The following is a 19,861-nucleotide window of genomic DNA, read 5'->3' as shown; positions in this document are numbered from 1 at the left end:
GGGGCGTCAGTTGTATGTCCAGCGCCAGGAGCCCGAGCGGGAGGAGGCGCACTTGAGCGTCCGGCCGCTCGCGGTGGAGGTGGTGGCGCCGTGGTCGCCGTTGCGGCAGTACTGCCCTGCCGAATAGCAGTTCCCCGAGTTGGAGACGATCGAGCAGGTGCCCGAGCTGCCCTGGCCGCTGCTGGTGTCACTGCTGTTGCCGCCGCCTCCGTCGCCGCCGTCGTCGGCCGCCTTCGCGGCTGCGGTCATGGTGACGGTCACCGTGGGGCGGGGTTTCGCCTTGGCTTTGACGGTCTCGGTGACCGTGGGCGCGGGTTCGGGGTCTGCCGTCCGAGTCGCGGTGACAGTTGTCGCGGGTCTCGCCTCGTCGCCGACCGGCTGCTGCCCGTCCTCGCCGGTGGCGCCGATGCCTACTCCGGCGACGAAGAGGGCCACGCCTGCGACCCATACGAGGACCCGCTTGCGGAGGGGGCGGGTGTCGGGCAGGCGGGGAGCCGTAGGTATGGGAGCGGTGTACGGATTGGTCATCTCGTCCCCCCAAGTGTGTTTCGGGTGGAGTGACCGTAGTGCCCTGCGGTGCACCGGGTGGAGAACTTGGACGAGAGGTGGCCATTCTGTGACCAGTGCTCGCCTGGGAGTGGGTCTGTGTGCTGGTTTTCGCGTTCTGCGTGGAGCGTGTTGGGCGCGTGGGAACCGTAGGACGTGTGAGGTCGGACATCCGATGTCCGACGTTCAGCCTCGGGCCTCGCGGCAACAGGGGGAGGAGCGGGAGTGCTCCTCCCCCTGTGGGGGCGCGTGCGCGTGTGGTGCCCGGCCACGCCGAAGTAGGGCGCCTGCGGCCTGACGCGGCTGCCCGGCCCGGCTGGGTTCAGCCGGCCGACCGGCTTGGGCCGGCCTGAGGGACGCGTGGTGCGGGGTGGCGTCTCCCGAGGGCGAGGTCAGAGGGAGCGGGTCAGGCCGCGGTGGTCAGGTGGCGGGGCAGCGCCTGGGGGATTTCCCAGCCGACCGGTGCGTCGTGGCTGCTGCCCGCACCCCGCTCTTCCTGGTCCTTCTTCTGCAGGGTTTTCAGCAGTTGGGCCGTGGCGGCGAGAAAGGCACCGAGACCGCCGAAGAATGTGCCGAGGGCTTCCATGAGATCGAGATACATCGCGCTCGCCTTACCGCACACGGGCCGGGCGTGCACTCTGTGATTCACAACGACAGGAGAACGACTCCTCGGACGGAGAAGCTGGAGGATCCGGCCTCTCCAGCAGCTTCTCGCCGGTCACGGTGTACGCCGATCCGCGAGGGATCTGCGGCGTTCCAGCGTGTCTCTCGATAGGGCACGGAATTCCTCCTCTCACTGCTCTCCGCAACGTGTATGACGGGCCTTCACCATAGCGGCCCCGCACCCGCCGGTACAGGGCCGATTCGACCCGGCGCTGTCATCCGACCACCCCTCGTGAACCCGGGTGGACGTGCGCGGCACGCCCGCCGGGAGGTCCGTACGGCGTGCGGGCGGCGAATGCAGGCGGTTCGGGAGGAGGCTTGCCGCCGGGCCGACCAGCCGGCTTCGACGGCCTGATTTCGTCGGTCCCTGCTTGTCCTGCGGAGACCGGCTGCGGGGACCGACAGGGGGTCAGGGCTGGTCGAGATGCACCACCACGGTCGTGTAGAAGCGGTGCACCGCGTTGTCGACGCTGCGGATGAAGCCGGATTCGGCGTTTCCCCGGCTGTTGCCCATGCTCTTGAACAACGACAGCCGGAAACCGGTGATCCCGGCGTCGCCCTTCGGGAGCATGTCCGCCGGTTCCGGCCGCAGCCTCTCCAGCGTGCCCCGCGGGCCACCCGCCCCGCCTTCCAGCAGCGTTTCCACGTGGAGGTCCGCCGGTGCCTCGGCCAGCCGACGAAGCAGCCGCTTCGCCCTGCTGAGCGGGTAGCCCTTCTCGGGGGCCGGGATCTCGATGGAGGTGCGCAGCTTCCCCGTGCGCAGATCCGCGGTGAGTGCCAGGATTCCGGGGGCGCCGTCGATCCGGAACTCCGCCTGGAGCAGCCCCTCGCGGCAGAGCCGGTCGGCCAGGCGGTTGCGGCGTGCGGAGGGATCGGCGCCGCGCTTGGCACGATGGACGGGCAGCACCTTCTGCCCGAGTTCGCCGCCGAGGCCGAGGCACAGTTGGCGGACGAGCCGCTCCCAGTTCTCGACCACGTCCAGAGCGCGCGGATCACCCTCGCACAGGGTTTCGTCGTTGATCGCGTTGCGTACGGGTACCCAGGCCGCGCCCATGTTCTGGAAGCCGTGGCAGCCGGAGTTCTCGTGCTGCAGGTAGTGCAGCAGTTCCTGGAGCAGCCAGGCGTGCGCCTTGTCTCCGACGCCCTCGTGCCGGATCAGCATCTGCGCCTGGTAGGTGACTTCGGCCCAGGACAGGTGCCGGAGGGCCACGCGGTGCTTGCGCCGTCCGTCGATCTTGACGTCGACGAGCGGGCTGCCCTCCAGCGCGACGTCGTTGGACACCGTGATCACTGCCTCGTAGCCGCGGCGTGCGGCGATGTCCATGTACGCCTGCACCTGGTCGGGCTTGAGGGCGCTTCCGTTGGTCTTGGTCTCCACGAGAGCGGTCCACAGCTTGCCGGCCCGCTCGACGCGGATCACCCCGTCCGGGCGGCGCGGTGTCTCGCCGTGCGGGAGGACGACTTCGGTGTAGGTCTCCATGCGCCCGGCGGGCGCCCCGAACGCGGCCGTGAGTCTCCTGCCGAACTCCGGCACCTGGGCCATCACCGACAGCAGCACCGAGGTGGCCCGCACCTCGCGGTCCCGGTCGCTCTTGAGCGTCGGGACCGGTACCAGCCGGGACGGCCGCCAGGACTCGTTCTCCGCCAGCGCCTTCCGGTCCGCCCGGGGCAGGGTGACCTTCTTCTTCGCGGTGCGGGGCCGGGGCGTACGCGTTGTCGGCCGGACGGGGCCGTCGGGCGCGCGCGGAGTCGGCACCGTGCGCGGAGCCGGTGCCGGGCCGGGGGGCGCCACCGAATCCGGACCGCCGGCCTGCGCAGCCCCGTCCCCGGGCTCCTTGCCGGTCCCGGCCCCGGCAGCGTTCGCGCTGCTGTGCGCGTCCGTGGCCGTGTGCCCGGTCCGGGCGGTGCCCTGCTCGTCGGGGAGCGTGTCCTCGCCGTCCTCGGCATGAGCGCCTTCCGCGGTGCCGGCGTCGTCCTCGATGTCGACGCCGAAGTCCGTCGCCAGTCCGGCCAGTCCGCTGGCGTACCCCTGGCCGACGGCCCGGAACTTCCATTCCCCGCCGCGCCGGTACAGCTCACCGAAGATGATCGCGCTGACCGTGTCGGCGTCCTCGACGGCGAAGCGGAGGAGGCGCTCGCCGGTCCCGTCGGCCAGCGTGACCTCGACGTCCGCCAACTCCTCGAAGTTCCGGCCGCCGTAGCGGCTCGCGGTGACGACGATGCGGTCGATCCCCGGCGGGACGGCGGTCAGGTCGAAGCTGATGCGGTCCTCGTCGCCGTTCTCCGTCGGTGTCTTGCCCAGAAGCTGCACACTGCCGTCGGCCGCGGTGGGGTTGTTGTAGAAGTAGAAGTCGCTGTCTCCGCGCACCTTGCCGTTCGCGTCCAGCAGCAGGACGGACACGTCCGCGTCGCCGTCCCCGGTCGGGCTGACCCAGCTCAGACCGACGAGCACCGAGCCGACATGGGGGCTGAGAGAGCTGAGCCCTACATTCATCCCCTTGGTCATCTCGCGCACAAGAACCCCCCATCTCCCGTGCGGGGCACACAGCTCTCCCGCACGGACCACCTGTCGCACTCTCCATGTGACGTACGACACACCGAGAAAATCGTAGTACTCATGCCCGGTGCCTGCGGGGTTCGCGGGAAATCGGCTGCGGCCCCTCTCGTCGCCGGGTCCGGTCCTCGGTCCCGGTGCCGAGTGGCGGATCGGCTCAGGCGCCGTCGGCCTGTTCGGTGTTGAACTCCTCCACCCATTTCTCGTGCTGTGCGTAGTCGTCCGTGAAACGGGTGTCGCCCGGTTTCACGGTGACGAAGTAGAGCCAGTCGCCGGCAGTGGGGTGCTGGGCGGCTTCCAGGGCTTCGGGGCCCGGGTTGTTGATGGGAGAGGGAGGCAGGCCCTTGTGGCGGTAGGTGTTGTAGGGGGAGTCGAGGCGGGTGTCGGCGTGGCTGGTGTCGAGGGTGGAGCGGCCGAGGGCGTAGTTGATGGTCGAGTCCATCTGTAGCGGCATGTCGCGCTTGAGGCGGTTGTCTATGACGCGGGCGACCTTCGCCATGTCCTCGGGGGTGTCGGCCTCCGCCTGGACCAGGCTGGCGATGACGAGGGTGTCGTAGTCGCCCACGCCCGCCGCCGCGTGCCGCTCCTTCGCCGTCTCGGCCATGAAGGTGAGCAGCGCGGTCGGGGTCGTCTTGGCGCGGACCGGATAGGTGGCGGGGTAGAGGTACCCCTCGGGATTGTGCTTCGCCGCGGCGGGGAGGGGGAGTTCGCCCGCGCGGGCGGCGCGCTCGGCGGCCTTCCGCGTCGTGCCCTCGGGCACGGAGAGCGCCTTGTCGGCCGCCGTGTACACCTGGGTGGCGCGCCACCCCTCGGGGACGACGAAGGGTTTCGACGCCCGGTCCTGTTGGTACTGCCGGATCAGCACCACGGCGGCCGCGGTGACGGCCAGGGCGCACAGCAGGGCCACCGCGATGAGCCATCGCTTCCGGTTCCCGGTCCTGGTGGTCATGGGAGAAACGCTAGGCCAGTGCGCCGGGTGGCGGGGCCCGGATACCGGTTATGGGACCAGGACCACTTTCCGAGCGGGGCGCGCGCAGCCGTTCGGGGCGGTGCGCGCCGCCGCCGACCCGCCGTCGGTGGCGCCGTTGTCAGTGGTCGGCCGCACCATGAGGGGATGGCGACATCGGCGGTACGGGCGGCGCGGCGCCCGCAGGTCTCTCTTCCCGCGCTGCGGCCCTTCGAGGGGCGGGGGCTGGAGCCCGACGGGGACTACGACGGCGTGCGGTTCGAGGAACTGGACCTGAGCGGGACCGAGGGCGGTGGTGCGACGTTCCTGGACGTGGGGATGTACCGGTGCGTGCTGGACGAGGCCCGGCTGGGGCGGCTCCGGGTGATCGACTCGGTGCTGGAGGGAGTCCGCGGTGTCGGTACGGAGCTGGCGGGCGCCGAGTTCCGTGACGTGGAGTTGCGGGACGCGCGGCTGGGCGGTGTCCGGCTGCACGGGGCGCGGTTGAACCGGGTGCTGGTGTCCGGCGGGAAGATCGATTTCCTCAACCTCCGGCAGGCGTCGCTCACCGACGTCACGTTCGAGGGCTGTGTGCTGGACGAGCCGGACTTCGCGGGTGCCGCGCTGGAGCGCGTGGCCTTCCGCGACTGTGTGGTGCGCCGGGCCGAGCTTCGCGAGGTGCGGCTCAAGGACGTGGACCTGCGGGGAGCGACCGAGCTGGATATCGCTTCGGGCGTGGACCGGCTGGCCGGCGCCACCATCAACCCGGGGCAGCTGCTGGAGCTGGCCGGCGCGTTCGCGGCGCAGATCGGCGTGCGGGTGGAGCCCTGAGCCCCCTGGTGGAGGGAGCCCCGGCGCACGGGAACGGAGTCAGGGCACCCGGGGGAAGCGGGAGGTGAGGACGTGGACGGCGGGGTTGGCGGCCAGGTCCTCGTGCAGGTCCGTGAGGTCCGCGACGAGGTCGTGCAGGAAGTCGCGGGCCTCCCGGCGCAGGGCGCCGTGGGAGAAGGAGAGCGGTTCCTCGCCGGCCGGCGACCAGTCGGCGGTGATCTCGATCCAGCCGAACCGGCGGGTGAAGCGCAGCAGGTCCGCGGACTCGGTGAAGTCCAGGGCGGCGTGGTGCGGGCCCGGGGAGCGGCTGCCCAGCGGGTCGCGGTCCAGTTCCTCGACGATGTCGCAGAGTGCCCAGGCGAAGTCGAGCACCGGCACCCATCCCCAGGCTGTGGACAGCTCGGTGTCGGTGTCGGTGTCGGCGAGGTAGATGTCGCCGCAGAACAGGTCGTGCCGCAGGGTCCGCACGTCGGCGGTGCGGTAGTCCGTCTGGGGCGGGTCGGGGAAGCGGCGGGAGAGGGCGTAGCCGATGTCGAGCACGGCGCGATGGTGTCACGCCCGCCGGGATCGCGGTGCCGCGCGGTTCCGGACGGTGACGGGGGGTTCCGGTCGGGGGGTTCCGGCCGGTGTCGGGCGGTCCCTGTGCGGCACGGGCGCGGGTGGGCGGTGGCGCTCCCGTGTCGGGGAGCGCCACCGCCGGTGCCCGGCCGGTGTCCGGTCGGTCCCCGCCGGATGGGCCTGCGGGCCGGAGGGCCCGGGGCTGGGCGGGTGCCCGGCGTGCCGGACCGGCGGGCCGGGCGGCGGTCCGCCGGTCTCAGACGTTGACGCCGAAGTCCTGGGCGATGCCGACGAGGCCGGAGGCGTAGCCTTGGCCGACCGCGCGGAACTTCCACTCCGCGCCGTTGCGGTACAGCTCGCCGAAGACCATGGCGGTCTCGGTGGCGGCGTCCTCGCTCAGGTCGTAGCGGGCGATCTCGGTGCCGCCGGCCTGGTTGACGATGCGGATGAAGGCGTTCCGCACCTGGCCGAAGTTCTGGCTGCGGCTCTCCGCGTCGTAGATCGAGACCGGGAAAACGATCTTGTCGATCTCGGCGGGCAGCGCGGCCAGGTTGACGTTGATCTGCTCGTCGTCGCCCTCGCCCTCGCCGGTGACGTTGTCACCGGTGTGGACGATCGACTGGTCCGGCGTCGCCTTGTTGTTGAAGAAGATGAAGTGCTGGTCGGAGTAGACCTTGCCTTCGGCGGTCACCGCGATGGCGCTCGCGTCGAGGTCGAAGTCCGTACCGGTGGTGGTGCGCACGTCCCAGCCGAGGCCGACCGTGACGGCGCTCAGGCCCGGTGCCTCCTTGGTGAGCGAGACGTTGCCGCCCTTGGACAGGCTTACAGCCATGGGGTGCCCTTCTGTCGTGTCTGGCTCTGGTGGTGACTCCGAGGGAATCACCGGCGCCGGAACGGAACCTCACCGGGGTCCGCGGCCGTACGCCTCACACCCTGCACAACGCAGCCGGAGGACGGACGGGTTCCAGCTTTCCCGGTCCACTTTGCGTTCTTTACCTTCGCGGTCCCGCCCGCGAGGTCCGAGCGTGTCCGAAGCGGCATCCCCGCGGGTGTCCGGCGCGGTACCGGGGCTGGTGTCCGGAAAAGCGGATGACGGCCGCGCCCGGAGGCCGGACCATGGAGACCATGTCCATGTCTGGCCCCCACTTCATCCGCGGTGACGTCGCCCTGCCCGAGGCTGAGCTGACGTGGCGCTTCACCCGTTCGTCGGGTCCGGGCGGCCAGCATGTGAACACCAGCGACAGCCAGGCGGAGCTGCGCTTCGACCTGGCCCGCACCCAGGTGCTGCCCGAGGTGTGGAAGCGCCGGGCGCTGGAGCGGCTCGCGAACCGGCTGGTGGACGGTGCGGTGCTGGTCGTGCGGGCGAGCGAGCACCGTTCGCAGTGGCGCAACCGGGAGACGGCGGCCGTGCGGATGGCGGCGCTGCTCGCGGAGGCCACGGAGCCCCCTCCGCCGCCGCGGCGCAAGAAGAAGACGCCCCGCGGGATCAATGAGCGCAGGCTGCGCCAGAAGAAGCAGCGCAGCGACCTGAAGCGGGGCCGGGCGGGACGCGGCTGGGACTGACGCCCCCGGACCCGTCCCCGGACTCGCCCCCGGACCCGGACCGTCCCCGGGCCCCGCGGCAGCGGATCAGCGCAGGGACCGGTACCGCCCGCTGTGGTACAGCAGCGGCCCGCTCTCCCCGTGGGTGAGCCGCGTGGCCAGGACGCGCCCGATGACCAGGGTGTGGTCGCCCGCGGTGACCCGCTGCTCGGTGCGGCACTCGACGGCCGCCAGCGCGCCGTCGACCAGGGGTGCGCCGCTGACGGGGCCGCGGGTGTGGGGGAGCTCCTGGAAGAGGAGCCGGTCGCTGAGCCGCGCCTTCATCGCGAAACGACCGGCGGTCTGGTGCTGGGCCTCGGTGAGCAGGGAGACGGCCCAGTGGTTCTGGCGGGAGAGCAGCTCGTCCATCCGTGAGTCCTCGCGCACGCTGACCAGCACCAGGGGAGGGTCGAGCGAGACGGACAGGAACGCGGTGGCGGTCATGCCGACGTCCTCACCGCGCACGCCCTCCTCGGGGTCGTGTGCGGTGACGAGCACCACCCCGGCCGCGAGCCGGGCCATCGCCGCGCGGAACTCCTCGTCGCTCACCCCATCAGCATGGGGCATGGCGGGGCCCGGGGGCGCGGGGGTCGTTTGCTGCTGCACTGCGTGGGACACGTCGGCTACGCTAACGGGCGCTCTCCCGGCCCCGCATCGGACTCGGGGACCAGGTGGGTACTAGGACCGGCCGAGGCCGTCCGGAGTATGCGGGGAATTTGCACGAGATGTACGCGACGTATACCGCTGCCCCGCGGGGGTACACGTTGCGCAATCAACTAATCGCGGACTGTTGTGACTTGAGTCACAGAGGGCATTAATTGTTGACCCTGTGTACCGAGTGAACAGCTCGCTGTGATTCAGTGGCGGTGGCAGCCGAAAGACAGCCGAAGCACTGAGTCAGTGAGGCCCGGAAGCGACGCCACGAGCACCTGGAGTGGACGAGCAAGGCTCAGGGGGAGGGCTATGGAAACCGAGTCGGAGCCCTACGTCCGCCTCGCCAGCCTGCGGCAGCTCCACCACGTCGTGGCACAGCTCAACACCGCCCGCAGCCTCGCCGACACCCTGCAGATCGTCGCCGACGGGGTGGTCGAGGGCCTCGGCTTCGAGATAGCCGCCGTCCACCTGGTGCGGGCCGAGGGCGAACTGGTCGTGGCCGCCGTCGCCGGGAGCGCCGCGGCCGAGGCCATGATGGCGGGCCGCTCGGGGTCACGCGCCGCCTGGGAGCGGCGGCTGTCGCTGGGCCGGCAGTGGGGGGCGCTGCACTTCGTCCCGTACACCGAGGGCTGGGTCCTGGACGACGACGAGGTGCCGGAGTGGCACGCGCCGTCGGCGGTACGGGACACCCCGGACGCCTGGCACCCCATGGACCGCCTCTTCGCACCGCTGTACGCCTCCGACGGCGAGCTGCTGGGGGTGCTGTCCGTCGACCGCCCGCGCAACGGCCGCCGCCCCGGTGCGTGGGGCTGCGAGGCGCTGCAGATGTACGCCTCCCAGGCCGCGATCGCCCTCAGCAACGCCCGGCTGCGGTCGAACATGCAGCGTGCGCTCGTGCGGCTGGAGCGCGAGCAGCAGGCGCTGCGGGCCAGCGAGGAAAGCTTCCGGCAGGCGTTCGAGTACGCGCCCAGCGGGATGGCGGTCGCCGAGATGGGCGGGGACCAGCACGGGCGGCTGCTGCGGATCAACGACGCGCTGTGCCGGCTGCTGGGCCGCCCGGCGGCCGCGATGCGCCGCTACTCCTTCTCCGATCTGGTGCACCCGGAGGACATCCGCACCCTGCTGCGCACCTCGGCGGAGGGCGGCCGGGCCGAGCTGCGGCTGGCGCGTCGGGACGGCAGCTATGTCTGGGTCTCGCTGCGCAACTCCGTGGTCGCCGACACCGCTGACGGGCCGCGCTACCTGCTCACTCACGTCGAGGACATCGAGGAGCGCAAGCGGCACGAGCTCCAGCTCGCGCACCGTGCCAGCCACGACCAGCTGACCGGGCTGCCGAACAGCGCCGAGCTGCGAGCGCGGCTGAGCAGCAGGCTGTGTGCGAGGCCGGACCGGCCTGCGGTCCAGTCCAGCGTGCTGCCCGGCGTCGGGCCCTCCGGGTACGCGGAGGGCGGGCCCGGCCGGCTGCACGGGCAGGGGGGTGGTTTCTGGGACCTGGAGGGTCTGGGAGGAATACCCGGCGCCGGGACGGGACCCGGTACCGGCCCGCCCCCCGCGGGCAGCCGGCAGGCCACCGCTCCGTACGCGACCGCCGTGGCACCCGGCGGTCCGCCCGGCTCCGCGGGCGCCGACGAATTCGGCGGGTCCGGCGCGGACGGGGGAGCGGATCCGCACCATGTGCACGCGGTGCCGCCGAAGGGCGACGGGCCCGGTGAGAAGGGGCTCGCCGTCCTCTTCTGCGATCTGGACGGTTTCAAGTCCATCAACGACCGCTACGGCCACCACTGCGGGGACGGCGTGCTCATCGCGGTGGCCCGCCGCCTGGAGGCCGGGGTCCGGGACGACGACACGGTCGCGCGGCTGGGCGGCGACGAGTTCGTGGTGCTGGCCGACGGGCTGGGCCCGGCCGAGGCGCAGGACCTCGCGGTGCGGCTGCGGAACGCGATCATCCCGCCGATCCAGATTGACGGCCGGGCGGTCCGGGTAGGCGCGAGCTTCGGCATCGGCTGGGCAGGCTGCGGAATGACCGCTGAGGAAGTCCTGCAATCCGCTGACCAGCGCATGTACGTGGAGAAGCGGTCCCGGTCCAAGGGGCAGCGCCGGGCGGGCTAGCGCAGCCGGGGATGATCGGCCGGCAATCGGTCGGCAACAGGGCCAAGAGGTTCACCCAGGAGAGGTAGGCTCGCCCGGATACCTGACGCAGTAGGGAGTGAGGGGATGACCGCCGAGAACAACGGCACGGGTGCTGCGCCGGAGGGGGGCGACGACGACCCGTTCGCGTATCTGTACCGGCAGGAGGGCGGCGCCCAGCAGCCCGCGCCCGGACAGCAGCCCGGCGTTCCCCGTCGCTCCTACAACCAGGTCCGTGCCGTCGGCGAGCGGCAGTACGGCTACGGCTACCCGCAGCAGACCCAGCAGGCACAGCAGCAGGGCTCCGGATACGGCTACCCGCAGCAGGGCTCTGGCTACGGCTACCCGCAGCAGCAGTCCGGCTACGGCTATCCCCAGCAGCCCGGGTACGGCGCTTCGCAGCAGCCGCCGCCCCCGCAGCACCAGCCCAGCCCGCACTACGCCGCGCCCGAGACGATGCCCGGCGGACGGGCTGCCGCACGGCAACAGGGCGGCCCCGGCCGCGGCGGGCGCAACCGGACCGGTCTGCTGGTCGGCGCGATAGCGGTGGTGGCGGCCGTGGTGATCGGCATCGGTGCCGCCATCGTCTTCAACGACGACGGCGACGCCGACGAGCCGCAGGCCCGGGACACCGGCAGCTCGCAGCAGGACGAGGGCCAGGACGAGGGCGACGGCGACAAGGAGAAGAAGGACCAGGAGCCCGCGTCGAAGAAGCTGCCGAAGGAGGACGCGGCCAGCCTCCGGCTCGGCGGCGGCGCCACGGCGGCCACCGACGTGGCGGGTGCCAAGGGTCAGGGCGGCGCGTACGTCGGCGGGATGAACCAGCCCGGCTCCTCGGCGACCTGGAAGCTGAAGGACATCCCCGAGGGCGGCAAGTACACCCTGCACGTCCGCTACGGCGTGCCCGGCAAGGACGCGGACGCCACTCTCACCGTCAACGGCAAGCCGGAGAGCCGGCCGCTGCGGATGAAGAACTTCTCCGGCGCCGAGGAAGGCGACTGGGAGCACGGCTGGCAGAACACCTGGTCGAACATCCAGCTCCAGAAGGGCCAGAACTCGGTCAAGATCTCCTGCGAGGAGGGCAACAAGTGCGAGGTCAACCTCGACCAGGTCTGGCTGACCAAGGGCTGGAAGGGCTGACGCACCGGGTGCGGACCGTCCGTCAAGGGGTCTCCGCGCCGCGGACCCGGACCGAGGGCAGCATCCGGGCGTAGGTCTGCTCGTCGAACTCGCCGGCCACCGGAGCGCGTACCGTCGCCGCCGACAGGGCGACCGCACGGGCCAGCCGCTCCGGCCAGGGCAGGCCCTCGGCCAGGCCGGAGAGCAGACCGGCGACCGCCGAGTCCCCGGCACCGGTCGGGTTGCCCGCCAGCCGTTCCGGTACAGCCGCGCTCCAGGCGCCGTCCTGGGTGACCAGCAGCATCCCGTCGGCCCCCAGTGAGGCCGCCACCGCGCGGGCGCCGCGGCGCTGGGCGGCGCGCGCTGCGCGCAGCGGTTCGGCGGTGCCGGTGATCCCGGCGAGTTCGTCCGCGTTGGGTTTGACGAGATCGGGGCGGGCGGCCAGGCCGCGGCGCAGCGGTTCCCCACTGGTGTCCAGCAGGGCCGGGATCCCGGCCGTCCGCGCCTCGCGCACGAGGGTCGCGTACGCGCCGACGGGAACGCCCGGCGGCAGGCTGCCGCACAGGGCCACGGCCTCGACGTCCTGTTCCAGCAGGCCGCGGTAGGCGGTCAGGAAGCGCTCCCACTCCTCCGGCGAGATGTGCGGTCCCGGCTCGTTGAGCTGGGTGGTGTCGCCGGTGCTCTCGTCGACGACGCCCACGGTGCGCCGGGTGGGCCCGGCGACCTCGACCAGTGCGTCGGTGACGGCGGCGGTCTCCCCACCGGTCCCGGCGCTCCCGGCGGCTGTCCCGCTGCCGCGGTCGCCGTCCGCTGCCCGCCCTGCCCCCGCTCCGTCCGCGGCGAGCAGGGTCCGCAGCGTACGGCCCGTCTCACCGCCCGCGAAGCCGGTGACGGTCGTGCGGAACCCGAGCGCCCCGAGCACCCGGGCGACGTTCAGCCCCTTGCCGCCGGGACGCTCGGTCACCTCCCGCACCCGGTGCGAGGCGTGCGGGACGAGGTGGGGCACGCGGTAGGTGAGGTCGAGCGCGGCATTGAGCGTGACGGTCAGGATCATCCGCGCGCACCACCCTCACCCGTCCAACGACGATTCATGACATACAACCCAGGTCAGACGACACTTCCGCCGGGCGCGGCATGCGCGGGCCCTGCGCGGCCCGCGGCCTGCCGCGACCGCGCGAGCGATCATGCCTCACCAAGCCTATGAACGGGAGATGCCCCCGGGAACCCGCGTGGGGCGACGCGCGGTTCGGCTCAGTGGGGCGGGCGGACGATCCAGGAGCCCTGACGCATCACTCCGGCCGGCGTGAACTCCTCGTCCAGCACCACCAGGTCGGCCAGCTTCCCGGGTTCCAGCGAGCCCACCCGGTCGGCCAGCCCCAGCAGCCGTGCCGGGTTGGCGGACAGCGCCTTGACGGCGTCGGCGACCGGCAGCCCGTCGACGGTGACGGCGCGCTTGAACGCCTGATCGAGCGTCAGGGTGGATCCGGCGATGGAGTCACCCTCCACCAGTCGGGCCACACCGTCGCGCACCTCGACCTCCAGACCGCCCAGCGGGTAGCGGCCGTCGCCCATGCCCGCGGCGCCCATCGCGTCGGTGATGAACGCGACCCGCTCAGGACCCGCCGCCTCGAACGCCAGTTGGAGCACGGCGGGATGCAGATGGGTGCCGTCGTTGATCAGTTCGACCGTGACGCGGTCGTCCTCCAACAGCGCGGCGATCGGCCCCGGCTGCCGGTGGCCGAGCGGGGGCATGGCGTTGAACAGGTGGGTGGCGACGGTGGCGCCCGCGTCGACGGCCTGGCGGGTGCCCTCGTAGTCGCCGTCGGTGTGCCCGATCGCGGCGATCACGCCGCTGTCGGCGAGCAGCCGCACCGAGTCCAGTCCGCCGGGGCGTTCCGGGGCGAGCGTCATCATCACGGCCCGGCCGCGCGCCGCGTCCAGGAGTTTGCGCACCTCGCCGGGGTCCGGGTCGCGCAGCAGCGAGGCGTCGTGCGCGCCGCGCCGGTTGCACGAGATGAAGGGACCCTCGAAGTGGACGCCGGCCAGGTCGCCCTGTTCGGCGAGTTCGCCCAGCGAGGCCGCCTGCCGGGACAGGTCGTCCAGATCCCCGGTGACCGTGGACGCGGCCATGGTGGTGGTGCCGTGCGCGCGGTGGGTCCGGATGACGGTCAGCGACTCCTCGTGGCTGCCCGCCGAGAAGGAGGCGCCGCCGCCGCCGTGCACATGGAGGTCGACGAAGCCGGGCACGATCCAGTGCCCGCTCAGGTCGAGCGTCTCGGCGTCCGGTGCGGGCGGGCCCGGTGCGTCCGCGCCGACGGGCCCGCCGGGGCCGATGTCGGCGAGGGTGCGGCCCTCGACCACCACACTGCCGTTCTCGCGTACCCCTTCGGGTACCACCACCCGGGCACCGGTCAGCACCGTTCGCTTGCTCATCGGCTCGCAACCTCCGCGGAGAGTAGGTCCCAGGCGAGGAGACCCGCGCCCAGGCAGCCCGCGGCGTCTCCGAGGGCCGCGGGCACAATGGTCGGGAGTGGCTGGAATGTGACCTTCTCGCGCACCGCCTCCCGGAGCGGAACGAAGAGGGTGTCGCCCGCCTCGGCGAGGCCGCCGCCGATGATCAGTGTGCGGGGGTCGAGCAGGGTGAGTCCCGTGACCAGGCCGGTGGCCAGCGCATCGACGGCGTCGGCCCACACCCGCTCGGCGCGCGGGTCGCCCGCGGCCACGGCCGCCGCGGCGTCGGCGGCTGTCGCGTCCGGGTCGCCGCAGGCCGCCGCCCAGGCGGCGCCGACCGCGGACGCCGAGGCGAGGCGTTCCAGGCAGCCGCGCTGGCCGCAGCCGCAGGGCGGACCGTCGGGCCGTACGACGATGTGGCCGATCTCGCCCGCGCTGCCGTGCGCGCCGGGTTCGACCCGGTCCCCGATGCCGATGGCGCCCGCGATGCCGGTGCCCAGCGGGAGGAAGAGGTAGCGGTCCACGCCGTCCCCGGCGCCGATGCGGCCCTCCGCGAGCCCGCCGGTGCGCACGTCGTGGCCGAGCGCGACCGGCAGCGGCGGCAGTCGGGTGTCCCGGCCCCGGCCGAGCCGTTCACCGAGCAGCGCGCGCATCGGCACGTCGCGCCAGCCGAGGTTCGCGGAGAAGACGGCGACGCCGTGCTCCTCGTCGATGGTGCCGGGGACGGCGACGCCCGCGGCGGACGGTTCGGTGCCGTACTGCCGTACGCCCTCGGCGCGCAGTTCGGCGGCGAAGTCGAGGATTCCCGCCACCACCGCCTCGGGGCCGCGTTCCCGTCCGGTGGACCGGCGTGCCTCGTGCAGCAGTTCGTTGCCGGTGCCGATCAGAGCGGCCTTCATCCCGGTGCCGCCGACGTCGAGGGCGAGGACGTACTGCACGGGGGGCGCTTCCCGGGTCTGCGTCCGGGCGGCGTCGCCTGCCGCGGCGGACGCGTTGGGGGCCTTGTCACGGGTACTCACGCGGGACAGTGTCCCGTGTGAGGAGCGTAAAGGTCTAGTCCACTCCGGGGGCTTCTTCCCGCGCCGGCCGTTTCCGGGCGGCGCGGCGAGGGGTTCGTCCGTATCCGGACTTCTTTCGTGATCCGAATGGAAGCCAACCTGATCCGTACTGGTATCCGGTTTCGGTGGACGCTCGGGCCCTCATAGGGGGAGACTCCGGGCGGACGGGCCGGGGCTGGTGGTGCCAGGGGGGAGCAAAGGCACTCATGGGGCTCGCAGTATGTTCTGAGGGTTCGCAGGGCTGAGGGGTATGAAGAAGATGGAACGGCGTCGATTCCTGGGTATGGCCGCGACCGGCGTGGCCGGGGCGGCCGGCATGACCGCACTGTCCGGCTGCAGCGGCGGCCCGGGGTCGAGCGAGGTGACGCTGAAGCTCGTCGCCGCCGACTACGGGAACCCCGGCGCCGAGAACAGCTCCAAGATCTACTGGCAGAAGCTCGCCGACGCCTTCACCAAGAAGAACCCCGACATCAAAGTCGATGTCACCGTGCACAGTTGGAACGACATCGGCAAGAAGCTCACCGACATGGTCGACAAGGGCAACCCGCCGGACATCGCCCAGGTCGACTCGTACGCCGACTGGGCCGACGAGGGAAAGCTCTACAAGGTCAGCGAGCTGCTCCCGATCCCCGCGCAGGCCGAGTTCCTCGTCCCGCTCGCCGAGGCCGGTGAGGTGCGCCGCGTCCAGTACGGACTGCCGTTCGTCGCCAGCACCCGGGTGCTCTTCTACAACAAGGACCTCTTCGAGAAGGCCGGACTCGACCCCGAGAAGCCGCCGGAGAGCTGGCGGGAGCTCAAGTCGGCGGCCCGGGCCCTGAAGTCCGCCGGGGTACGGATCCCCTACGGCCTGCCCCTCGGCCCCGAGGAGGCGCAGGGCGAGTCCCTGATGTGGATGCTCGGCAACGGCGGTTCCTACGTCGACAGCGTGGGCAACTACACCATCAACTCCCCCGAGAACATCGAGACGTTCCAGTGGCTGCGCGACAACCTCGTCACGCCCGGCTACACGGAACCCAGCCCCCAGCGCACCGACCGGCAGAAGCTGTTCGACGCGTTCACCGAGGGCGACGTCGGCATCCTCAACGGGCACCCCACCCTGATGCAGCAGGCCGACAAGAAGGACATCTCCTACGGCACCGGGAAGCTGCCCGGCAGCAAGGGGCCCGCCGAAGGCACCCTCGGCGTCGCCGACTGGATGATGGCGTTCAAGAAGAACGGCCACCGCGAAGCGTGCGGCAAGTTCCTCGCCTTCGTCTTCGAGACGGAGAACCACTACTCCTTCGTCTCCCGGTACGGCCTGCTGCCCGTCACCACCAGCGCCTCCGAGGAGATGCGCAAGGACAAGGAGCAGAAGAAGCTCTGGCCCTTCCTCGACCAGCTCGCCGGCGCCGAGTTCTACCCGGTGGGCAAGGTCTCCTGGGCCGGTACCAACGCGACCCTCAAGAAGTCCATCGGCCAGGCGGCCGTCAAGGGCGGCGACCCGAAGGCCGTGCTCACCGAGCTCCAGCGCAAGGCGCAAGCCGAGGAAGAGGCGAAGCCCTCCTGACGCCCAGGGCGACCGCCGAAGCGGAACTCCGCCCGTGCCGCCGCCGCGGCCACGCCGGCCCGCGCGGCGGCACGTACGGTGGAAGCGTGAGCGGTACGGAAGACGTGCGGGACAGCGGCGGCGCGGACGGCGGGACCGACTGGCCCGATGCGGCGGACCGGCGGGACGGCACTGCCGCGGACGAGGCCGGGGGCGGCACTGCCGCGGACGAGGCCGGGGGTGGCACCGCCGCGGACGGAACCGGCGGCGCGGCGGAGCCGGGGACGGGCGACCTCTCCGCGGAGGACCGCGCGGTGCTCGCCTTCGCAGCCCGCGGCCGGCCCCCCTCCGGCGAGAAGGAGCGTGCCGTCCGGGAGCAGTTGGGGATGTCGCCCGTGCGCTACTACCAGTACCTCAACGCGCTGCTCGACGACCCCCGGGCGGCCCGGCACGATCCGCTGACGGTCAACCGCCTGCGGCGCCTCCGGCAGGCCGCCCGGGACCGCACCCACTAAGGCCCCGGAGCCCGGACCCGCCGGCGGCCACGGAACCCGGCCGACCCGCGGGCCCGGCCCCCGCCCGCTCGCTAAGGTGCGAACATGTCGCTTCCGCAGCCTTCCGCGCATCCACCGCTGCCCGAACCCGACACGGAGGCGGGGCGCGCCGGGCTCGCCGCCGTCCGCGCCGACCCCGCCCGCACCGTGCTCGCGCTCGACTTCGACGGAACCCTCGCACCCATCGTCGGCGATCCGCGGGACGCCCGGGCGCACCCCGAGGCGGTCCCCGCGCTGGCGCGGCTCGCCCCGCGGCTGGCCGGCGTCGCCGTGATCACCGGCCGCCCGGCGGCGGAAGCCGTACGGTACGGCGGCCTCGACGGCGCCGCCGGACTGGAGGGGCTCACCGTCCTGGGCGGCTACGGGGCCGAGCGGTGGGACGCGGCGGATCCGGTCGTCCGCGCCCCCGAACCACCCGCCGGAGTGGCCGCGGTACGGGCCGAACTCCCCGGGCTGCTGCGCGAGTCCGAGGCGCCGGAGGGCACCTGGACGGAGGACAAGGGCCGGGCGCTCGCCGTGCACACCCGGCGCGCCGCCTCGCCCGACGAAGCCCTCGAGCTGCTGCGGGAGCCGCTGTACGCGCTGGCCGAGCGGCACGGACTCGTGGTGGAGCCGGGCCGCATGGTGCTCGAACTCCGGCCGCCGGGCGCCGACAAGGGCGCAGCCCTCACCGGCTTCGTCCGCGAGCGGTCCGCCACCGCCGTCGTCTACGCCGGTGACGACCGCGGCGACCTGCCCGCCTACGCCGCTGTCGCGGCCCTGCGCGCCGAGGGCGTACCGGGACTGCTGCTCTACAGCGCACCCGAGGCGGCGGCCGAGGCGGTTCCCGAACTGCGCGACGGTGCGGACGTCCGGGTCCCCGGCCCGGCCGGACTGGTGGCCTGGCTGCGGGCGTTGGCGGACGGAATCCAGTCCCCGCGCTGACCGCGGACACCGCCCGGCTGCCACCACCCGGCGGCCCCGCGCGGACCGGGAGTCCGGCGGGGCGTGGGCGGGGGTCAGCCGGGCAGCGCCTCCAACTGGTCGAGGAACCAGCGGGCGGGCGGCCGGGAGGTGGCGGTCGCGGCCAGCCGGCGGGTCCGCTCCGCGCGGTCGGCCGGATCCGCCTCCAGCGCGGTGCGGAGGGCGGCCGCCGTCTCCCGCACATCGAACGGGTTCACGGACAGCACGTCGGGCGCCAGTTCCTCGTGCGCACCCGCCTCCCGGGAGAGCACCAGCGCACAGCCCGCGTCCGAGACCACGGGAACCTCCTTGGCCACCAGATTCATCCCGTCCCGCACCGGGTTCACCAGCGCGACGTCCGCCATCCGGTAGGCGGCCAGCGACCTCGCGAAGTCGTCCTTCACATGCAGCACGACCGGCGTCCAGCCATCGGTGCCGAACTCCCGGTTGATCTCCTCGGCGACCCGGCTCACCTCGGCCGTGTAGTCCCGGTACACGGCGAGGTCCTGCCGCGAGGGGTAGGCGAACGCGAGGTGGACGACGCGCTCACGCCACTCGGGGCGGTCGGCCAGCAGCCGCCGGTACGCGTACAGGCCCCGGACGATGTTCTTGGACAGCTCGGTGCGGTCCACCCGGACCAGAACCCGGCGCGGGGCCCCGTCGGGGCCGGTGCCCACCTGGTCGCGCAACTGCGCCAGCCGGTCGGCGACGTCGCTCCGGTGCGCCCGCTCGCGCAGGAAGTCGCCGTTCGCACCGAGCGGATGCACCCCGATACGCGTCGTGCGGCCCTCGTACGTCACCGTCAGCGAGAAGTCCTCCGGCGCCGCGCCATCCGACGAGGCGTCCCGCGGTGCGGAGTCGTGCGGCGAGGCGTCCGCCCGCGGGGAGCCGCCGCCCTCGACCGCGGCGCCCAGCACCCGCGCACAGCACTCGGCGAACAGCCGGGCCCAGCGCGCGGTCAGGAACGCGGTCCGGTCGGCGCCGAGCATGCCGCGCAGCACCTGCGCGGCGACGTCGTCCGGGAGCAGCCGGAAGTAGTCGGCGGGCGCCCACGGCGTGTGCGAGAAGTGGCCGATCCGCAGGTCGGGGCGGCGTGCGCGGAGCATGCCGGGGACCAGTGCGAGGTGGTAGTCCTGCACCAGGACGGCGGCACCGTCGTCGGCCTCCTGCGCCAGCGCGTCCGCGAAAGCGGCGTTGTACGCCTCGTAACCGGCCCACTGGCCGCTGAAGTCCTGGTCGAAGACGGGCTCCAGCGGCGTGTGGTACAGCATGTGATGGGTGAACCACAGTACGGAGTTGGCGACGCCGTGGTAGGCCGCCTCGAAGGTGTCGGCGGGGATGTCCAGCATCCGCACCGGCTGCCCGCCGGTGTCCCCGGTGTCCAGTCGTCCCCGCGCCGCCCGGGCCGCCTCGCGGTCGCCGTCGCCGAGTGCGGCGCACACCCACAGCGCGTCCGCCTCCGGACCGATGGCCGACAGTCCGGACACCAGCCCGCCGCCGCCGCGCCTGGCGGAGAGCGTGCCGTCCTCCGCGCGCGTGTAGGACGCCGGGCCGCGGTTGGACGCCACCAGCACCCGCGCCGAGCCTCCCCCCGTCTGCGGCGCTCCGGGGGTCTCCTGTGCTGCCCGCGCTCCTGCTGCCTGCGGTGATGCTCCGGACGGTGTTCCTCCAGCGGCCATGCCGCGAGCCTAGCCGCCGCCGAAACCGCTCAAACGTGCCCGTCGGCCCCGGAACACGGACAGGGGTACCCCC

The 19,861-nt window shown here is 72.7% G+C and carries 18 protein-coding genes; 7 read left to right on the top strand and 11 right to left on the bottom strand.

Features of this window, described 5'->3' with window-relative positions; genetic code table 11:
• Positions 1 to 6 precede the first annotated feature (6 nt).
• The 4 genes from P2424_RS13700 to mltG form a co-directional block, all read right to left on the bottom strand.
• Positions 7 to 528, bottom strand: a complete 522-nt coding sequence (locus tag P2424_RS13700) for a hypothetical protein (protein ID WP_276476033.1) — start codon at positions 526 to 528, stop codon at positions 7 to 9.
• Between the two features lie 424 nt (positions 529 to 952).
• Complete coding sequence (locus tag P2424_RS13695; RefSeq protein ID WP_276476032.1) at positions 953 to 1,147, bottom strand: hypothetical protein; 195 nt, start codon at positions 1,145 to 1,147, stop codon at positions 953 to 955.
• 471 nt (positions 1,148 to 1,618) lie between these two features.
• Positions 1,619 to 3,715: a TerD family protein gene (locus P2424_RS13690; protein ID WP_276476031.1), complete on the bottom strand. Its 2,097-nt coding sequence runs from the start codon at positions 3,713 to 3,715 to the stop codon at positions 1,619 to 1,621.
• Positions 3,716 to 3,920: 205 nt separating this feature from the next.
• On the bottom strand, positions 3,921 to 4,712 hold the full coding sequence (gene mltG, locus P2424_RS13685) for an endolytic transglycosylase MltG (protein WP_276476030.1): 792 nt from the start codon (positions 4,710 to 4,712) through the stop codon (positions 3,921 to 3,923).
• Positions 4,713 to 4,877: 165 nt separating this feature from the next.
• Here mltG and P2424_RS13680 point away from each other — a divergent pair, with 165 nt between their 5' ends.
• A complete protein-coding gene (locus tag P2424_RS13680; protein WP_276476029.1) occupies positions 4,878 to 5,540 on the top strand; it encodes a pentapeptide repeat-containing protein in 663 nt (220 codons plus the stop codon).
• A gap of 39 nt (positions 5,541 to 5,579) precedes the next feature.
• Here P2424_RS13680 and P2424_RS13675 read toward each other — a convergent pair whose 3' ends face one another.
• The gene (locus P2424_RS13675) at positions 5,580 to 6,080 is read right to left on the bottom strand and encodes a hypothetical protein (RefSeq protein ID WP_276476028.1); all 501 of its coding nucleotides are present in this window, start codon (positions 6,078 to 6,080) and stop codon (positions 5,580 to 5,582) included.
• 274 nt (positions 6,081 to 6,354) lie between these two features.
• Complete coding sequence (locus tag P2424_RS13670; RefSeq protein WP_276476027.1) at positions 6,355 to 6,930, bottom strand: TerD family protein; 576 nt, start codon at positions 6,928 to 6,930, stop codon at positions 6,355 to 6,357.
• A gap of 299 nt (positions 6,931 to 7,229) precedes the next feature.
• Here P2424_RS13670 and arfB point away from each other — a divergent pair, with 299 nt between their 5' ends.
• Positions 7,230 to 7,661, top strand: a complete 432-nt coding sequence (gene arfB / locus P2424_RS13665; protein WP_276476026.1) for an alternative ribosome rescue aminoacyl-tRNA hydrolase ArfB — start codon at positions 7,230 to 7,232, stop codon at positions 7,659 to 7,661.
• Between the two features lie 66 nt (positions 7,662 to 7,727).
• Here arfB and P2424_RS13660 read toward each other — a convergent pair whose 3' ends face one another.
• Complete coding sequence (locus P2424_RS13660) at positions 7,728 to 8,246, bottom strand: flavin reductase family protein (RefSeq protein WP_276478960.1); 519 nt, start codon at positions 8,244 to 8,246, stop codon at positions 7,728 to 7,730.
• A 396-nt stretch (positions 8,247 to 8,642) separates the two neighbouring features.
• Here P2424_RS13660 and cdgB point away from each other — a divergent pair, with 396 nt between their 5' ends.
• Entirely contained in the window at positions 8,643 to 10,442 is a 1,800-nt protein-coding gene (gene cdgB, locus P2424_RS13655) for a diguanylate cyclase CdgB (RefSeq protein WP_276476025.1), read from the top strand.
• A 105-nt stretch (positions 10,443 to 10,547) separates the two neighbouring features.
• A complete protein-coding gene (locus P2424_RS13650; RefSeq protein ID WP_276476024.1) occupies positions 10,548 to 11,600 on the top strand; it encodes a hypothetical protein in 1,053 nt (350 codons plus the stop codon).
• 22 nt (positions 11,601 to 11,622) lie between these two features.
• Here the strand turns inward: P2424_RS13650 and P2424_RS13645 are convergent, their stop codons facing one another.
• The 3 genes from P2424_RS13645 to P2424_RS13635 all read right to left on the bottom strand — a co-directional run bounded on the left by P2424_RS13645 (position 11,623) and on the right by P2424_RS13635 (position 14,968).
• Entirely contained in the window at positions 11,623 to 12,633 is a 1,011-nt protein-coding gene (locus P2424_RS13645; RefSeq protein WP_276476023.1) for a 1-phosphofructokinase family hexose kinase, read from the bottom strand.
• A 197-nt stretch (positions 12,634 to 12,830) separates the two neighbouring features.
• Positions 12,831 to 14,012, bottom strand: coding sequence for an N-acetylglucosamine-6-phosphate deacetylase (gene nagA, locus P2424_RS13640; RefSeq protein WP_276476022.1), 1,182 nt, complete (start codon positions 14,010 to 14,012; stop codon positions 12,831 to 12,833).
• A complete protein-coding gene (locus P2424_RS13635; RefSeq protein ID WP_276478959.1) occupies positions 14,009 to 14,968 on the bottom strand; it encodes an ROK family protein in 960 nt (319 codons plus the stop codon). Before P2424_RS13635 ends, nagA begins: the two co-directional genes overlap by 4 nt.
• A 370-nt stretch (positions 14,969 to 15,338) precedes the next feature.
• Between P2424_RS13635 and P2424_RS13630 the strand changes: the two genes are divergently transcribed.
• The 3 genes from P2424_RS13630 (at position 15,339) to otsB (ending at position 18,091) form a co-directional block, all read left to right on the top strand.
• A complete protein-coding gene (locus P2424_RS13630; protein ID WP_276476021.1) occupies positions 15,339 to 16,634 on the top strand; it encodes an extracellular solute-binding protein in 1,296 nt (431 codons plus the stop codon).
• Positions 16,635 to 16,720: 86 nt separating this feature from the next.
• On the top strand, positions 16,721 to 17,128 hold the full coding sequence (locus P2424_RS13625) for a DUF3263 domain-containing protein (RefSeq protein WP_276476020.1): 408 nt from the start codon (positions 16,721 to 16,723) through the stop codon (positions 17,126 to 17,128).
• A gap of 84 nt (positions 17,129 to 17,212) precedes the next feature.
• Positions 17,213 to 18,091, top strand: coding sequence for a trehalose-phosphatase (gene otsB, locus P2424_RS13620; protein WP_276476019.1), 879 nt, complete (start codon positions 17,213 to 17,215; stop codon positions 18,089 to 18,091).
• A 74-nt stretch (positions 18,092 to 18,165) separates the two neighbouring features.
• Here the strand turns inward: otsB and P2424_RS13615 are convergent, their stop codons facing one another.
• Positions 18,166 to 19,788 (bottom strand): trehalose-6-phosphate synthase, encoded by a 1,623-nt coding sequence (locus P2424_RS13615; protein WP_276476018.1) that lies wholly within the window; start codon positions 19,786 to 19,788, stop codon positions 18,166 to 18,168.
• Between the last annotated feature and the right edge of the window lie 73 nt (positions 19,789 to 19,861).

This window comes from Streptomyces sp. WMMB303 (assembly GCF_029351045.1).
In the GTDB taxonomy this organism is placed as follows: domain Bacteria; phylum Actinomycetota; class Actinomycetes; order Streptomycetales; family Streptomycetaceae; genus Streptomyces.
This window is presented reverse-complemented; position numbering and strand designations above follow the sequence as displayed.

Coding starts and splice junctions, on each gene's coding strand:
- P2424_RS13700 (WP_276476033.1), bottom strand. CDS start 528: ATGACCAATCCGTACACCGCTCCCATACCTACGGCTCCCCGCCTGCCC.
- P2424_RS13695 (WP_276476032.1), bottom strand. CDS start 1,147: ATGTATCTCGATCTCATGGAAGCCCTCGGCACATTCTTCGGCGGTCTC.
- P2424_RS13690 (WP_276476031.1), bottom strand. CDS start 3,715: ATGACCAAGGGGATGAATGTAGGGCTCAGCTCTCTCAGCCCCCATGTC.
- mltG (WP_276476030.1), bottom strand. CDS start 4,712: ATGACCACCAGGACCGGGAACCGGAAGCGATGGCTCATCGCGGTGGCC.
- P2424_RS13680 (WP_276476029.1), top strand. CDS start 4,878: ATGGCGACATCGGCGGTACGGGCGGCGCGGCGCCCGCAGGTCTCTCTT.
- P2424_RS13670 (WP_276476027.1), bottom strand. CDS start 6,930: ATGGCTGTAAGCCTGTCCAAGGGCGGCAACGTCTCGCTCACCAAGGAG.
- arfB (WP_276476026.1), top strand. CDS start 7,230: ATGTCTGGCCCCCACTTCATCCGCGGTGACGTCGCCCTGCCCGAGGCT.
- P2424_RS13660 (WP_276478960.1), bottom strand. CDS start 8,246: ATGCCCCATGCTGATGGGGTGAGCGACGAGGAGTTCCGCGCGGCGATG.
- cdgB (WP_276476025.1), top strand. CDS start 8,643: ATGGAAACCGAGTCGGAGCCCTACGTCCGCCTCGCCAGCCTGCGGCAG.
- P2424_RS13650 (WP_276476024.1), top strand. CDS start 10,548: ATGACCGCCGAGAACAACGGCACGGGTGCTGCGCCGGAGGGGGGCGAC.
- P2424_RS13645 (WP_276476023.1), bottom strand. CDS start 12,633: ATGATCCTGACCGTCACGCTCAATGCCGCGCTCGACCTCACCTACCGC.
- nagA (WP_276476022.1), bottom strand. CDS start 14,012: ATGAGCAAGCGAACGGTGCTGACCGGTGCCCGGGTGGTGGTACCCGAA.
- P2424_RS13630 (WP_276476021.1), top strand. CDS start 15,339: ATGAAGAAGATGGAACGGCGTCGATTCCTGGGTATGGCCGCGACCGGC.
- otsB (WP_276476019.1), top strand. CDS start 17,213: ATGTCGCTTCCGCAGCCTTCCGCGCATCCACCGCTGCCCGAACCCGAC.
- P2424_RS13615 (WP_276476018.1), bottom strand. CDS start 19,788: ATGGCCGCTGGAGGAACACCGTCCGGAGCATCACCGCAGGCAGCAGGA.